General features: G+C 70.2%; 11 protein-coding genes. 5 read left to right on the top strand and 6 right to left on the bottom strand.

Features of this window, described 5'->3' with window-relative positions; genetic code table 11:
- Positions 1-123: 123 nt before the first annotated feature.
- The 6 genes from hpaD to EVS81_RS13575 form a co-directional block, all read right to left on the bottom strand.
- Positions 124-1,266 (bottom strand): 3,4-dihydroxyphenylacetate 2,3-dioxygenase, encoded by a 1,143-nt coding sequence (hpaD, locus tag EVS81_RS13550; RefSeq protein ID WP_130110832.1) that lies wholly within the window; start codon positions 1,264-1,266, stop codon positions 124-126.
- A 139-nt stretch (positions 1,267-1,405) separates the two neighbouring features.
- On the bottom strand, positions 1,406-2,902 hold the full coding sequence (gene hpaE / locus EVS81_RS13555) for a 5-carboxymethyl-2-hydroxymuconate semialdehyde dehydrogenase (RefSeq protein WP_130110833.1): 1,497 nt from the start codon (positions 2,900-2,902) through the stop codon (positions 1,406-1,408).
- A gap of 48 nt (positions 2,903-2,950) precedes the next feature.
- The gene (locus tag EVS81_RS13560; RefSeq protein ID WP_130110834.1) at positions 2,951-3,637 is read right to left on the bottom strand and encodes a GntR family transcriptional regulator; all 687 of its coding nucleotides are present in this window, start codon (positions 3,635-3,637) and stop codon (positions 2,951-2,953) included.
- Positions 3,638-3,639: 2 nt separating this feature from the next.
- A complete protein-coding gene (locus EVS81_RS13565) occupies positions 3,640-5,172 on the bottom strand; it encodes a fumarylacetoacetate hydrolase family protein (protein WP_130110835.1) in 1,533 nt (510 codons plus the stop codon).
- Between the two features lie 112 nt (positions 5,173-5,284).
- Positions 5,285-6,103 (bottom strand): HpcH/HpaI aldolase family protein, encoded by an 819-nt coding sequence (locus tag EVS81_RS13570; RefSeq protein ID WP_130110836.1) that lies wholly within the window; start codon positions 6,101-6,103, stop codon positions 5,285-5,287.
- A complete protein-coding gene (locus EVS81_RS13575) occupies positions 6,088-6,873 on the bottom strand; it encodes a fumarylacetoacetate hydrolase family protein (protein WP_130110837.1) in 786 nt (261 codons plus the stop codon). Before EVS81_RS13575 ends, EVS81_RS13570 begins: the two co-directional genes overlap by 16 nt.
- A 277-nt stretch (positions 6,874-7,150) precedes the next feature.
- On the opposite strand from EVS81_RS13575, the gene EVS81_RS13580 reads away from it, so the two are divergent.
- The 5 genes from EVS81_RS13580 (at position 7,151) to EVS81_RS13600 (ending at position 15,319) form a co-directional block, all read left to right on the top strand.
- Entirely contained in the window at positions 7,151-8,683 is a 1,533-nt protein-coding gene (locus EVS81_RS13580) for an ABC transporter substrate-binding protein (RefSeq protein ID WP_130110838.1), read from the top strand.
- 105 nt (positions 8,684-8,788) lie between these two features.
- On the top strand, positions 8,789-9,730 hold the full coding sequence (locus EVS81_RS13585; protein ID WP_130110839.1) for an ABC transporter permease: 942 nt from the start codon (positions 8,789-8,791) through the stop codon (positions 9,728-9,730).
- Positions 9,727-11,682 carry a dipeptide/oligopeptide/nickel ABC transporter permease/ATP-binding protein gene (locus EVS81_RS13590; protein ID WP_130110840.1) on the top strand — a complete coding sequence of 652 codons (1,956 nt, stop codon included), beginning with the start codon at positions 9,727-9,729 and terminating at the stop codon, positions 11,680-11,682. Before EVS81_RS13585 ends, EVS81_RS13590 begins: the two co-directional genes overlap by 4 nt.
- Positions 11,679-12,566, top strand: a complete 888-nt coding sequence (locus EVS81_RS13595) for an ABC transporter ATP-binding protein (RefSeq protein WP_130110841.1) — start codon at positions 11,679-11,681, stop codon at positions 12,564-12,566. Before EVS81_RS13590 ends, EVS81_RS13595 begins: the two co-directional genes overlap by 4 nt.
- Before the next feature lie 329 nt (positions 12,567-12,895).
- Complete coding sequence (locus tag EVS81_RS13600; RefSeq protein ID WP_205879343.1) at positions 12,896-15,319, top strand: DEAD/DEAH box helicase; 2,424 nt, start codon at positions 12,896-12,898, stop codon at positions 15,317-15,319.
- The last annotated feature ends 65 nt before the right edge of the window (positions 15,320-15,384 follow it).

The raw sequence follows: 15,384 nt of genomic DNA on the forward strand, positions 1-15,384 counted from the left end.
GGGGCCGGAGCGCTGCGCGCCCCGGCCCCGATCCCCAGCCGCCTCTGAGAGGTGGTGCCAGAACCCGTCATGCTGCGACTCGCACGCGTGCGCAGGACGACGGGAACCAGCCCGAGAAGCGTGCTACAGCGTCTCGCCGAGCTTGAAGCCCTTCGTCTCGTCGCCCTCGCGGGTGTACGAGAACCCGTCGGCGCCGATCGTCACGGCCATCTCGCTGTCGTCGGTGCGCGCGATCACCGGCTGCGGGTTGCCGTCGAGATCGAGCACCAGGGAGGCCTCGGTGTACCACGAGGGCACGACCGGATTGCCCCACCAGTCGCGGCGCTGGTTGTCGTGCACGTCCCAGGTGACGACCGGGTTGTCGGGGTCGCCGGTGTAGTAGTCCTGGGTGTAGATCTCGACGCGGTGGCCGTCGGGATCGAGCAGGTAGAGGTAGAAGGCGTTCGAGACGCCGTGGCGGCCCGGGCCGCGCTCGATGCGATCCGACAGGCGCAGCGCGCCGAGCTTGTCGCAGATCGCGAGGATGTTGTGCTTCTCGTGCGTGGCGAAGGCGACGTGGTGCATGCGCGGCCCGTCGCCCCCGGTGGCGGCGGTGTCGTGCACGGTCGGCTTGCGGCGCAGCCACGCGGCGTAGACGGTGCCCTCGTTGTCCTGGATGTCCTCGGTCACGCGGAAGCCGAGATCCTGGTAGTGGCGCACCGCGCGCGGCACGTCGGGGGTCACCTGGTTGAAGTGATCGAGGCGCACGAGCTCACCCGGGGTGTGCAGGTCGTAGCGCCAGGCGAGACGCTCGACGTGCTCGGTCTGGTAGAAGAACTCGTAGGGGAACCCGAGCGGGTCGACCACGCGCACCGAGTCGCCGATGCCCTTCACGAAGCCGTTCTCGTTGCGACGCACGTCGCAGCCGAGCTCGGTGTAGAAGGCGACCGCCTTGTCGAGGTCCTCGGGCGTGCGCACGCGGTACGAGAAGGCGGCGACCGCCGCCACGGGGCCCTTGCGCAGCACGAGGTTGTGGTGGATGAACTCCTCGGTCGAACGGAGGTAGATGGCCTCGTCGTCCTCCTCGGTCACGTAGAGGCCGAGCACGTCGACGTAGAACTCGCGCGAGGCCGCGAGGTCGGTGACCACGAGCTCCATGTACGCGCAGCGCAGGATGTCGGGGGCGGCGGCCTGCGGGGTCGCAATGGGGTTGTCGGAGTGGATCGGGGCCTCTTCGGTCACCCAGAAGCCGGAGGAGGTCTTGTCGCTGTCGTTGAGTTTGGCCATGATGTCGCTTCCTTGCAGTGTTCTGTCATCCTGCGCGAGCGCAGCGAGTCGCAGGATCCAGCTTCGTGTCGAGCCGGATGCCGCGCTTCGGTCTTCGGCCTTCGCGCAGGGTGACATGGGTGGCGTATGGAGGTTGAGGTTACTTGCCGGCGCCGAACCGGGGGCTGTGCGCCTCGTTGAGCGTGATGTGCACGGCCTGCTGATCGGTGTAGAAATCGATCGACCGGTACCCGCCCTCGTGGCCGAGGCCCGAGGCCTTCACGCCGCCGAAGGGCGTGCGGAGGTCGCGCACGTTGTTCGAGTTGAGCCACACCATGCCGGCCTCGACCGACTGCGCGAAGTTGTGCGCGCGCTTGAGGTTCGAGGTCCAGATGTAGGCGGCGAGGCCGTACTTCGTGTTGTTGGCGAGCTCGAGCGCCTCTTCGTCGGTGTCGAACGGCGTGATCGCGACGACGGGGCCGAAGATCTCCTCCTGGAAGATCCGGGCGTCGGGCGACACGTCGGCGAACACGGTGGGGGCCACGTAGTTGCCGGTGGGGAAGCCCTCGGGGCGCCCGCCGCCGGCGACGAGGCGGCCCTCGCCCTTGCCGATCTCGACGTAGCTCATGACCTTCTCGTAGTGCTCGGGGTGCACGAGCGCCCCGACCTCGGTGGCGGGATCGCTCGGCAGGCCGACCACGATGTTCTTCGCCCGCTCGGCGTAGCGCTCCACGAACTCGTCGTAGATGTCTCGCTGCACGAGCACGCGGCTGCCCGCGGTGCAGCGCTCGCCGTTCAGGCTGAACACGCCGAAGACGGTGGCGTCGAGCGCGGCCTCGAGATCGGCATCGGCGAAGACGACGGCCGGGCTCTTGCCGCCCAGCTCCATCGACAGGCCCTTGAGGTACGGAGCCGCGTTGCCGAAGATGATCTGCCCCGTGCGGCTCTCGCCCGTGAAGGAGATCAGCGGCACGTCGGGGTGCTTGACGAGCGCGTCGCCCGCCGACTCGCCGAAGCCGTTGACGAGGTTGAACACCCCGGCGGGCACGCCCGCCTCGGTGAAGATGTCGGCCCAGAGCGAGGCGGAGAGGGGAGTGAACTCGGCGGGCTTGAGCACCACGGTGTTGCCGGTCGAGAGCGCCGGGGCCAGCTTCCACGACTCGAGCATGAACGGGGTGTTCCAGGGGGTGATGAGCCCCGCGACGCCGATCGGCTTGCGGTTGACGTAGTTCACCTGGCGACCCGGCACCTTGAAGGTGTCGTCGTGCTGGGCCACGATGAGATCGCCGAAGAACCGGAAGTTCTCGGCCGCGCGGCGGGCCTGGCCCTTCGCCTGGGTGATGGGCAGGCCGGAATCGAAGCTCTCGAACAGCGCCAGCTGCTCGTCGCGCGACTCGACGATATCGGCGATCCTGTGCATGATGCGCGAGCGCTCGCGGGGCAGCATCTTGGGCCACGGGCCCTCCTCGAAGGCCCGCTTGGCGGCGGCGACGGCGAGGTCGATGTCGGCCTGCTGGCCCGAGGAGGCCATGATGTAGGTCTCGTTGGTGACGGGCTCGAGCACCTCGAACTCCTCGCCCCCGACGGAGTCGACGAACCGGCCGTCGATGTAGTGGCGGATCTTGTCGGGCAGCCCGGTGGGCTTCTCCTGAGTCATACTCTCTCCAGGTGGTCGGTGGTGGATGTGGATTCTGAACGGAGGGGATCAGGCGGCCGGTGCCGCCCGCTGCTCTCCCGTGTGGCGGTGCTCGTCGGAGTAGGCGAGCACCGCGTCGAGCGTCGCCGTGCGGTGCGCTCGAGCGGCCATCTCGATGTCGAGCGGCGCGGCGCGATCCTCGATGAGCTGCAGCAGCCGCTCGTGCTCGTCGACCGACTCCTGCGCCCGGCCGGGCACGAAGCTGAACGACGAGTTGCGCAGCACCTTCATGCGATTCCAGCCGCGGTGCACGAGGTCGAGGATGTGCGGGTTGGGGCACGTCTCGAACAGCACGCTGTGGAACTCGAGGTTGAGCTCGGTGAAGCGCTGGGGGTCGAACGCGCTGAGCGACTCGCGCATCGTCCGGTTGACGAGGCGCGCGCGGCGGATCTGGTCCGCCGTGATGTGCGGCGCCGCGAGCCCCGTAGCGGCCCCCTCGACGAGCGCGAGCGTCTGCATGGTGTGCAGGTACTCGGTCTCCTTGATGAGCGAGACCTGGGCGCCGACGTTGCGCTCGAAGGTGACGAGCTGCTCCGCCTCCAGACGTCGGATGGCCTCGCGCACCGGCACGACCGACATGCCGAGCTCGGTGGCGATCGGTGCGAGCACCAGGCGGTATCCCGGCACGTACTGCCCGCTGTCGATCCGATCCCGGATCAGGCGGTACGCGCGCTCGGACTTCGACTCGGCGGCCATGGCTACGCCCGTGCGCCCTGCCCGGCCGTCTCGGCCTCGTACTTCGCGCGCCACTCGGCGTTCATGGGGAACAGGCCGTCGACCGGGGCGCCCTGGGCGACCTGCTCGGCGACCCACGCGTCGGCGCGCTCCTGGGCGGCGGCCTCGCGGGCCACCTCCTCGAGCAGGAACGGCGGGATCACGATCACGCCGTCGCGGTCGCCCATGACGATGTCGCCCGGCTGCACGGCCGCGCCGCCGCAGGCGATGGTCACGTCGGTCTCCCACGGCACGTGACGGCGGCCGAGCACGCTCGGGTGCGCGCCCTGGGAGAAGACGGGGATGTCGAACTCCTGCACGGCCGCGAAGTCGCGCACGCCGCCGTCGGTGACGATGCCGGCGGCGCCGCGGACCTGCGCGCGCAGCGCGAGCACGTCGCCCACGGTGCCGGTCGACGGGATGCCGCGGGCCTCGACCACGAGCACCTCGCCGGCCTCGACGGTGTCGAAGGCGCGCTTCTGCGCGTTGAAGCCGCCGCCGTGCTGCTTGAACAGGTCGGGGCGAAACGGGATGAAGCGCAGGGTCTTGGCGGTGCCGAGGATCGTGTCGCCCTCGTGGTTCGGGTGCACCCCGTCGATGAAGACGTCGACGTACCCGCGCTTGCGCAGCGCCGCCGAGACGGTGGCGACCGCCACGCCGTCGAGCAGCGCGCGGATCTCGTCGGTGAGGGGCGAGCCGTCGGTCGCGCTCGTCGAGACCGGGCTCTCGCTCAGCGGGGACGCCTTGCCGGCGGCGACCGCAGCGGCGTGCGCCGCCTCGTCGCCCCACGCCTCGACCCGCTGCGTGTCGTTGACTGCGGGCGTGTTGCCGAAGTCGCCGAACGCGGTGCCGCCCTGGGCGACGGTGGTGACCAGGCGGCCGGTGCTGGGGGAGCCCGCGGCGTTCGGTGCGTCGACCTCGACCTCGACCACGTCGCCCGGCACGACGACCGAGGAGCCGGCCGGGGTGCCTGTGAGGATCACGTCGCCCGACTCGAGCGTCATGTGCTGCGAGAGGTCGGCCACGAGCTGCCCGAAGGGGAACGCGAGGGTGTCGCTCGTGTCGTCCTGCACCAGCGCCCCGTTGACCCAGGTGCGCACGCGCCAGGCATCCTGGCCGATGCCCGCGGTGGGGATCGCGACGGGGCCGATCGGGGTGAAGCCGTCGCCGCCCTTGTTGCGCACGTTGGAGCCCTTGTCGGCGGCGCGCAGGTCGTAGAGGCCGAAGTCGTTGGCCGCGGTGACCCGGGCCACGTGCTTCCAGCCGTCCTCGGGGGAGACCCAGCGGGCCGGCTCGCCGATCACGAGGGCGATCTCACCCTCGAAGGCGAGCAGCTCGGTGCCCGCGGGGCGCTCGATCGTGCCGCCGGTGGGGGCGAGCGACGAGGCCGGCTTGAAGAAGTAGGAGGGGAACTGGGGAGTGCGGCCGCGCTGCGCGATCCGCGAGGGGTAGTTGAGGTGGACGGCAATGATCTTGCCCGGCGTCTCGATGCCCAGCTGCTCGATTCCGTACGTCATGGCGACCTCGCTCATCTTTCTCGTGCGCGGGGTTCAGGAACTCCGCGCCTCGTTATATTTCTTATCGTATACGATCTGAAGGGGTTTGTGAAGAGGGGTGTGTGGCCGGCCGTCAGTAGCTCGCGCGTTCACCGTTCGCGCCGCCCGCGAAGCGATCCACGAGGGCCTCGGTCTGGCGAGCGAGGATCGCCACGTCGGCGCCCACCGCGACGAACGAGGCGCCCGCCGCGATGTAGCGGTCGGCGTCCGCTGCGACGAAGGCGTTCACGCCGACGGGCGTTCCCGCGGCCACGCCGGCGGCGATCGCGCGCAGCACCGACTCGACCACCTCGGGGTGATTCTGCTGGCCCAGCAGGCCCATCGAGGCGGCGAGGTCGGACGGCCCCACGAAGATCGCGTCGACGCCGTCGACCGCCACGATGCGCTCGACGTCGGCCACCGCCGCGGCCGACTCGATCTGCACGGTCAGACTGATGGTCTCCGCCGCCCGGCCGAGGTAGCCCTCCACCCGGTTCCAGCGGGCCGAGCGCGCGAGCGCTGATCCCACGCCCCGCACCCCGCCGCCGGCCGAGCCGTCCGGATAGCGCACGGCGCGCACGATCCGCTCCGCCTGCTCGGCCGAGTCGACCATCGGGATCAGCAGATTCTGCGCGCCCAGATCGAGGAACTGCTTGATCGTGACGGTGTCGCCGAAGGGCGGCCGCACGAGCGGGGCGACCGGGTATGCAGACATCGCGTAGAGCTGGGCGAGCACCGACTCCAGGCCGTTGGGGGAGTGCTCCGCATCGAGCAGCACCCAGTCGCAGCCGCTCCCGGCCACGATCTCGGCGGTGATGGGGCTCCCCGCGCACGCCCACAGACCGATGAGCGGGCGGTCGGCCTCAGCGAGGCGCTTGCGCAGCGTGGCCGGCAGGTCTACACGAATCGGCATGTCACCGACCCCAGCTCGTGGTAGTCGGCGTGCACGGTGTCGCCGCGCTCGACCCACATGGGCTTCGTGAACGAGCCCGCGAGGATGATCTCTCCCGCCTCGAGCGTCTGGCCGTGCTGCGCGAGCTTGTTCGCCAGCCACGCCACGCCGAGTGCGGGGTGGCCGAGCACGGCGCCCGCGACTCCCGAGTCCTCGATGGTCTCGTTGCGGTAGAGCAGCGCCTTGGCCCAGGTGAGGTCGAGCTCGTCGATCCGCACCGGGCGGCCGCCGAGCACCATGGCGCCCATCGCCGCGTTGTCGCTGATCGTGTCGACGATGGTGCGGCCCTCGAGCTCGAGGTGCGAGTTGAGCACCTCGAGCGCGGGGACGACATAGGCCGTCGCGTCCAACACGTCGAAGAGGGTGACGTCCGGGCCCGCGAGCGGCCGCGACAGCACGAAGGCGAGCTCGACCTCGATGCGCACGTTCGAGAAGCGATCGAACTCGAGCACCGATCCGGACTCGTAGACCATGTCGTCGTGGATCACGCCGTAGTCGGGTTCGGAGATGCCGGTGGCGAGCTGCATGACCTTCGAGGTGAGCCCGATCTTGTGGCCCACGAGCCGGGCCCCGTCGGCGATGCGTCGATCCGACCACACCTTCTGGATGGCGTAGGAATCCTCGACCACCATTCCCGGGTAGCGCGAGGTGAGCTTCGGGAGGATCGTGCGATCCCGGTCGGCCTGCACCAATTCCTCGGCGATGGATTCAATCTGCGACTGCTCGAGCACGAGTCCTCCGTTTCCTGGGTCCTGGTCAGATCGTATACGATCCTGGGCCGCCGCGCCAGGGGTCGGCGCCGCCTCGCGCCGTGTCGAATTCGTGATGTTCGCGAGGGTCCGGATGACTTGCGTTTTTTGTCAACGCACGTAGAATGAAATCCGACGGCACGCCGAAGTGACGTCCATCGCAGCTGGGAGAATGTTCTCCTCCCGCGCTGCATGGCGGATCTGCAACGGTGCCTCACCCCCAAGAAACGACATGTCCGAACTACCGAGAGAAGCAGACATGAAGAAGAACACCCTCACGGGCATCGCGGTCGTCGCCGCTGCGGCGCTCGCGCTCACCTCCTGCTCGGCGGGCGGCGCGGAGACCGGCGGCGAGGACGCGCCCGGCGGCGCGGTCCCTCTGAGCATCGGCAACTTCCTGGACGTCACCAACTGGGACCCCGCGAACGCCGATCTCGGCTTCGACGGCCCCTACCTGTCGGCCGTCTACGACGCGCTCATCACCACCGATGAGGCCGGCGAACCCCAGCCGGGGATCGCCACCGAGTGGCAGGTGTCGGACGACTTCCGCACCGTGACGTTCGACATCCGCACCGACGCGGAGTTCTCGGACGGCACGCCGGTCGACGCCGACGCGGTCGTCGCCGGCCTGCAGCACCTCAAGGACGGCACCACGGCGAGCGAGGCCTACCTCAACGTCGAGCAGATCGCGAAGGTCGACGACGACACGATCGAGTTCTCGCTGTCGAAGCGCGACGACACCATGCTCTACTTCCTCGGACTCGGCCGCAGCTATCTCGCCGCGCCGAGCGCGATCGACGCCGGCACGCTCTCGGAGGCACCCGTCGGCTCGGGCCCCTACACGCTCAGCGACTCGAGCGTTCCCGGCAGCGAGTACGCCTTCGACAAGGTCGAGGGGCACTGGGACGCCGGCGCGTTCCCGTTCGACCCGCTGAAGATCACGCCGCTCAGCGATCCCACGGCCATGCTCAACGCCATGGAGGCGGAACAGCTCAACCTCATCTACACCGACAAGACCGGGGCGGATCTGGCCGAGCAGAACGACTGGAAGGTCGCGCGCGGGCTCGCCACCTGGGCCGGGCTCAACTTCTCGGATCGCTCGGGCGACATGGGATCGCCGCTCGGCGACGTGCGGGTGCGTCAGGCGCTCAACTTCGCGTTCGACCGCCAGGGCATCCACGACTCCATCGCGCAGGGGGAGGGCTTCGTCTCGACCCAGCTGTTCCCGACCGGCACGCCGGGCAATGTGGAATCCCTCGACGCGGAGTTCCCCGTCGACCTCGATCGGGCCAAGTCGCTGCTGGCCGAGGCGGGCTACGCCGACGGCTTCGACGTCGCCATGCCGATGGCCGCTCCCTTCCAGCCCTACCAGGCCATCGTCGAGCAGACGCTCGCCGAGCTCGGGATCACGGTCACCTGGGAGGAGACCGACTTCATGAGCTACATGGGCAAGGCCCCCACCTACCCCATGTACATCGCGGTGATCGCGATGGACGCCAACCCGGTGGCCACCGTCGAGCGCCAGATCTCGAAGCCGCAGTGGTACAACCCGAACCCGGGCCTCGCGAACCTCGACGGTGTGCAGGAGCAGGTCGACGCCGTGTTCGCGGCCGAGCCCGGCGACGCGCAGCTCGCCGAGATCGAGCAGCTCAACGCGCTCGTGACCGAGCAGGGGTACAACGCGGTCTTCGGCCAGAACGAGAACATCTTCGTGAGCACCTCGGAGTTCGACGTGAAGCCGGTCATCGGCCTCATGTTCCCGACGCTGCGTCAGATCTCCGTCGGAGGCTGACCTTCGCGGGGCGGGGGCCGCAGTGCGACGCGGCCCCCGCCCCGTCGGTTCCGCCCCGCTCCGCTCCGTCAGTTCCGCCCCGCTCCGTTCGACCAGGGAAACCCGATGATCCTCTTCATACTCAAGCGGCTGCTCTCCGGCATCGTGCTGCTCTTCGTCGTGGCGAGCGGCACCTTCTTCCTCGCGCACGCGGCCATCCCGAACCCCGCACTCGGCCTGCTCGGCAGCGGGGCCACGCCCGAGGCCATCGCCGCGCTCACCGTCAAGATCGGCGCCGATCGCCCGGTGCTCGTGCAGTACCAGGAGTGGCTGCTGAACCTCCTCCAGGGCGACTTCGGCACCTCCTGGAAGAATGACCAGCCCATCGACAAGATCCTCGCTCTGCGGCTGCCGGTCACCCTGTCGCTCGTCACCGCGTCGGTCGCCCTCTCCGCACTGCTCGGCGCCATGCTCGGCACCCTCGCCGGCCTGCGCCCCCACAGCTGGATCGACAAGACCGTCAAAGCGGGGGCCGTCATCCTCTTCGCACTGCCCGGCTTCTGGGTCGCCGTCGTGCTCGTCATGACGTTCGCCGTGCAGCTCAAGTGGTTCCCGGCCATCGGATACGTGCAGCCGAGCGAGTCGCTGCCCGGCTGGCTGAGATCCATCACCCTGCCCGCGATCTCCCTCGCGCTGGGCGCGATCGTCATGATCGCCGAGCAGCTGCGCAACGGGATCATCCAAGCCGACGCCCAGGACTACACCCGTACGCTGCGCAGCCGGGGCATCCCGTTCTGGCGCGTCGCCCTCCACCTGCTGCGCAACTCGGCGCCGGCGTCCCTGACGATCCTCGCCCTCCTGTTCGTCGGCCTGCTCTCGGGTGCGATCATCGTCGAGCAGATATTCGGCATCAAGGGTATCGGCGAGCTCACGCAGAGCTCGTCCCAGAACGGAGACATCCCCACGCTGCTCGGCATCACGGTCGTCACCGTCGTGTTCGTCATCGTCGTCAACCTCCTGCTCGACATCGTGCTCGGCTGGATCAACCCGAAGGTTCGAGTGAAATGACCACCACCACCGCGCCCCTCTCCGCGCGACCGGACACGCGGTCCGGCGAACGCGGCTCCGTGCTCCGCCGACTGCTCCGGCGCCCTGCGGGCGCCGTCTCGCTCTCGGTGCTCGCGCTCATCGTGCTCGTCGCGATCCTCGCGCCCTGGCTGTCCCCGTACGACCCCAACGAGGTGATCCTGTCGCAGGCGCGCGCGCTGCCGAGCTGGGAGCACCCGCTCGGCGGCGACACCACCGGACGGGACGTGCTGAGCCGCCTCATCTGGGGCGCCCAGATCACCCTGTGGGGTGCCTTCGTCGCGATCCTCACCTCGCTCGTGCTCGGCGTCCCCTCCGGCCTCGCCGCCGGGTACTACGGCGGGGCGACCGATCGCATCGGCACGTGGATCAGCGACGGGCTGCAGTCCGTGCCCGGCATGGTGATCCTGCTCATCGTCGGCGCCAACACCGGCAACGACCTGACGCTGCTCATGATCACCATCGGCATCTTCATGGCTCCCGGCTACTTCCGACTCACGCGCTCGACCGTGCTCGCCGTGCGGGGGGAGATGTACGTCGACGCCGCGCGGGTCTCGGGCCTCACCGATCTGCGCATCATGGCGCGGCACGTCATCCGCCAGGTCTTCGCGCCGCTCGTCATCCAGTCGGCGCTCACGGCAGGCATCGCCATGGGCATGCAGGCCGGCCTCCAGTTCCTCGGCATCGGCGGCGGCACGACGCCCGGCTGGGGCGCGGCTATGAACGAGGGCTTCCAGGTCATGCGCACCGATCCGCTGCTGCTGCTCTGGCCGTCGCTCGCGCTGGGCATCTCGATCGCCGCCTTCGCGGTGCTGGGCTCGACGCTCGGCGACGTCATCAACGCGAAGACCCCCGTGCTGTCCCGCCGTCAGCGCAAGGCCATCGAGGCCGAGAACGCCGCCCGCGGCTCGGCACCCGCGACGACGTCGACCACCGGGTCGATCTCCGTCGCCGCGGTCGATTCGGCCGTGCGGCTCGAGAACCTGCGGGTGAGCTACGAGACTCCCGACGGAGAGGTCGAGGTGGTGCACGGGATCACCCTCGACGTGGCGCCGGGCGAGGTGCTCGGGATCGTGGGCGAATCGGGATCCGGCAAGTCGCAGACCGTGTTCTCGATGCTCGACCTGCTGCCCCAGTCGGGCTACTACACCGCCGACGCGATCTGGATCGGCGGCGAGGACGTGACCACGCTGTCGAAGCGCGACCGGGCGCGGCTGCTCGGTCATGAGATCGGCTACATCCCGCAGGAGCCGATGACGAACCTCGATCCCTCGTACACGATCGGCTACCAGCTCACCGAGCCGCTGCGCGCCGTGCACGGGATGAGCCGGTCCGAGGCGCGCGAGCGCGCGCTCGCGATGCTCGACCGGGTCGGCATCGTGGATCCCCATCGGGTCATGAAGTCGTACCCGCACGAGCTCTCGGGCGGCATGGCGCAGCGCGTGCTCATCGCGGGGGCGATCGCCGGCAGGCCGTCGGTGCTCGTGGCCGACGAGCCCACCACGGCGCTCGACGTCACCGTGCAGGCCGAGGTGCTCGAGCTGCTGCGCGAGCTGCAGCAGGAGGACCAGATGGCGCTCGTCATCGTCACCCACAACTTCGGCGTTGTGGCCGACATCTGCGATCGCGTCGTGGTGATGCGATCCGGATCCATCGTCGAGATCGACGACGTCGGTCCGATCTTCGCGCACCCCGAGAGCGACTACACCCGCGAGCTCATCGCGGCCTCGCTCGACGGGGCCGCGAGCCGGGTCGAGCTCGACGCGGAGGTCGGATCCGGTGCCGGTGCCGAGCTGGGATCCGGGGCCGGTGCCGAGCCGGGATCCGGGGCCGGCGCCGTGCCCGGAGTCGATGCCGAGCCCGGATCCGGGGCCGGTGCCGTGCCCGGCCCCGAACCGGTCTCAGCAGGTGCGAACAAGGAGGGCGACGTATGAGCGCGCAGGAGCAGACGGCGTCCGACAGAGGCGTGCGGGAGACGTCCACGCCCGAGCCCCTGCTGCGGGCGGAGCGAGTGGCCGTCGAGTACGGGTCGAAGCGCAGGCCCAACCGCGTGCTGCACGAGGTGTCGCTCGAGGTGGGCGCGGGCGAGTGCGTGGGCCTGGTGGGCGAGTCGGGCTCCGGCAAGTCGACGCTGGGCAAGGCGATCCTGGGCCTCGTCCCCGTGACGAGCGGCACCATCACCTTCGACGGCCGCGACATCACGCACCTCGCGGGGCGCGAGCGTCGGGAGCTCGCCTCGGACATCCAGGTGGTCTTCCAGGATCCGTACGGCTCGCTCAACCCCCGCATGACCGTCGGCGAGATCCTCGCCGAACCGCTCTCGACCGCGGGGACCGGGCGGGCCGAGGCCCGCCGCATCGTGGGAGAGATGCTCGAGCGGGTCAACCTCCCGGCCGGGGTGATCGATCGCTTCCCGAGCGAGTTCTCCGGGGGGCAGCGCCAGCGCATCGCCATCGCCCGCGCGCTCGTGCGCAAGCCCCGGCTCATCATCTGCGATGAGCCGGTGAGCGCGCTCGACCTCACCACGCAGGCGACCGTGCTCGACCTGCTCATCGAGCTGCAGCGCGATACCGGTGTGTCGTACCTCTTCGTGTCGCACGATCTGGGGGTGGTGCGTCGCATCTGCCACCGGGTGGCGGTCATGTACCGGGGCGATCTGGTGGAGGTGGGCGACGGCGAGCAGGTGACGCGGGATCCGCAGCACCCCTACAGCCGGCGTCTGCTCGCGGCCTCGCCCGTGGCGGATCCGGTGCTCCAGGCGCAGCGCCGCGCGGACTGGCTCGCGCTGCGCGAGACGCAGGCGGCGGCTTCGGCGTAGGCCGCGGCGCAGCCGTGCTCGCCGGCGCCGCGCGGCTCGCGGCGTGGCTCGCGCCGCCGTCCGCCGCTCGCACCGCCGCTCGCACCGCCGCCCGCACAGCGGGGTGCCCGCCCGGGGTGCTCGCCCGGGGTGCCCGCCCCGGGTGCCCGCCCCGGGGCGTCTGCCCCGAAGTGGGAGTCCCGTTCTGCCGCATCGAACGAGGCGAAACGGCAGAACGGGACTCCCGCTTCGGTGCGGCGCACGGCAGAGGGGGCCGGGGGTCGCCGGCCATGACCCGTGTGGTGGCTCGCGGCGGCGTGGCGCCGCAGAATCCGGGGTAGAATCGTATGATGAGCAATTCCGAAAACGTCGACGCCGCAGAGCCCCACGAGACGGCCGCGACCGACGTCGCCTCCACCGAGGCCGCAGTACCGGCTGAGACCCAGCCCGAGCCCGCCGCGGAGCCCGCAACCCCGGCCGCGCCCGCATCCGACCCCGCATCCGATCCCGAATCCGCCGCAGAGACCGACGCCGAAGCCGCGCCGGCCGAACCGGAGGCTCTCGAGACACTCGCCGAGGAGGCCGCTACCGCCGCTCCCGCCGCTCCCGCCGCTCCCGCCGCCGAGGCCCCCGCTGCCGCGGAGCCCGCGGCACCCGAGCGCGTCACCTTCGCCGATCTCGGCCTCGCCCCAGAGGTGTTGCGCGCGGTCACCGCGGTCGGCTACGAGACTCCGTCGGCCATCCAGGAGGCCACGATCCCGGTGCTGCTCAGCGGCCGCGATGTCGTCGGTCTCGCGCAGACGGGCACCGGCAAGACCGCGGCATTCGCGCTGCCGATCCTCAGCCGCATCGAGCCAGGCCAGGGTGTGCCGCAGGCGCTCGTGCTCGCCCCCACCCGCGAGCTCGCGCTGCAGGTCTGCGAGGCGTTCGAGAGCTACGCGTCCCAGTTGCCCGAGGTGCACCTGCTGCCCGTCTACGGCGGCCAGGCCTACGGGCAGCAGCTCTCGGCGCTGCGCCGCGGCGTGGACATCGTGGTGGGCACCCCGGGCCGCATCATGGACCACCTGAACCGGGGATCCCTCGATCTCAGCGAGATCAAGTACCTGGTGCTCGACGAGGCCGACGAGATGCTGAAGATGGGCTTCGCCGAGGACGTCGAGACGATCCTCGCCGACACTCCCGATACCAAGCAGGTCGCGCTGTTCTCGGCGACCATGCCCGCGCAGATCCGGCGCATCTCGCAGCAGCACCTCAACGATCCGCAAGAGATCAAGATCGCGGGCAAGACCCAGACGAGCTCCAACATCACGCAGCGCTACAACGTCGTCTCGTACACGCAGAAGCTCGATGCGCTCACGCGCATTCTCGAGGTGGAGGAGTTCGACGGCATGATCGTCTTCACCCGCACGCGCGGGGACTCCGAGCAGGTGGCCGAGAAGCTGCGCGCCCGCGGCTACTCGGCCGCCGCGATCAACGGCGACATCCAGCAGGCCCAGCGCGAGCGCACCGTGCAGGCGCTCAAGGACGGCAAACTCGACATCCTGGTCGCGACCGACGTCGCCGCGCGCGGCCTCGACGTCGAGCGCATCAGCCACGTCATCAACTACGACCTGCCCATCGACACCGAGTCGTACGTGCACCGCATCGGCCGCACGGGCCGAGCGGGCCGCTCGGGCGATGCGATCAGCTTCGTCACGCCGCGCGAGCAGCGTCTGCTCAAAGCGATCGAGAAGGCCACGAAGCAGCCGCTCACGCAGATGCCGCTGCCGCGCGTCGAGGAGGTCAACGCCACTCGCCTCAGCCGCTTCGACGACGCGATCACCGCGGCGCTCGACGAGACCAAACGCATCGAGGCATTCCGCGACATCATCGATCACTACGTGCGGCACCACGACGTGCCGGAGGCGGATGTCGCCGCGGCGCTCGCGGTCGTGGCGCAGGGGGACACCCCGCTGCTGCTGACCGAGGAGGACGACCGCAAGTTCGAGCGCGACCGCAAGCAGGCCGCGCGATTCCTGGAGGACGGCGCGCGGGATCGAGCCCGCGGCGACCGCCCGGATCGCGAGCGCGGGGAGCGCGGCGAGCGCGGCCCGAAGCGCGACGACCTGCGCATGTACCGCATCGAAGTGGGTCACCGGCAGCGCGTGAAGCCGGGGCAGATCGTGGGCGCGATCGCCAACGAGGGCGGTCTCGGGCGCGACGATTTCGGCCGGATCCAGATGCGCGACGATTTCTCGCTCGTCGAGCTGCCCGCGAAGCTGTCCCGGGAGGCCCTGGACGCGCTGTCCCAGACCCGCATCAGCGGCAAGCTCATCGAGCTGCGCCCCGACACGGGCCCCGTGCGCGACGGCAAGCGCGGCGGCTATGACCGCGGGGATCGCGGGGATCGCGGGGGCCGCGGCGGGTATGACCGCGGCGGCCGCTCGGGCTACGACCGAGGTGATCGTGGGGGCTACGACCGCGACCGTCAGGGTCGGGGCGGCCACGATCGGGATCGCGGTGGGGTCGAGCGGGATCGCGGCGAGCGTCGCGATCGCGGCGCCGGTGGTGATCGCGGAGACCGCGGGAGCTACGACCGGGATCGCGGGGGCTATGATCGCGGCGACCGCAAGCCGCGCTGGGACCGCGACGACCGCCGAGGGGGGCGCGACGGCAGGAACGACCGGAACGACCGCGATGCTCGTGGCGGCGGGCAGGACCGCGGATTCCGCGACGATCGCAAGCGCGACTCCGGGTCGGATCGCTCGGACGGCAAGCGCAAGCCCCGCTGGTAGTCGCCCCTCAGCGCCACCGGATCGCGGCCGGATGGCTTTCGAGCAGCTTCTCGATCGTCGCGTTC

The organism is Leucobacter triazinivorans, assembly GCF_004208635.1.
Classification (GTDB): domain Bacteria; phylum Actinomycetota; class Actinomycetes; order Actinomycetales; family Microbacteriaceae; genus Leucobacter; species Leucobacter triazinivorans.

Coding starts and splice junctions, on each gene's coding strand:
- hpaD (WP_130110832.1), bottom strand. CDS start 1,266: ATGGCCAAACTCAACGACAGCGACAAGACCTCCTCCGGCTTCTGGGTG.
- hpaE (WP_130110833.1), bottom strand. CDS start 2,902: ATGACTCAGGAGAAGCCCACCGGGCTGCCCGACAAGATCCGCCACTAC.
- EVS81_RS13560 (WP_130110834.1), bottom strand. CDS start 3,637: ATGGCCGCCGAGTCGAAGTCCGAGCGCGCGTACCGCCTGATCCGGGAT.
- EVS81_RS13565 (WP_130110835.1), bottom strand. CDS start 5,172: ATGACGTACGGAATCGAGCAGCTGGGCATCGAGACGCCGGGCAAGATC.
- EVS81_RS13570 (WP_130110836.1), bottom strand. CDS start 6,103: ATGCCGATTCGTGTAGACCTGCCGGCCACGCTGCGCAAGCGCCTCGCT.
- EVS81_RS13580 (WP_130110838.1), top strand. CDS start 7,151: ATGAAGAAGAACACCCTCACGGGCATCGCGGTCGTCGCCGCTGCGGCG.
- EVS81_RS13585 (WP_130110839.1), top strand. CDS start 8,789: ATGATCCTCTTCATACTCAAGCGGCTGCTCTCCGGCATCGTGCTGCTC.
- EVS81_RS13590 (WP_130110840.1), top strand. CDS start 9,727: ATGACCACCACCACCGCGCCCCTCTCCGCGCGACCGGACACGCGGTCC.
- EVS81_RS13595 (WP_130110841.1), top strand. CDS start 11,679: ATGAGCGCGCAGGAGCAGACGGCGTCCGACAGAGGCGTGCGGGAGACG.
- EVS81_RS13600 (WP_205879343.1), top strand. CDS start 12,896: ATGAGCAATTCCGAAAACGTCGACGCCGCAGAGCCCCACGAGACGGCC.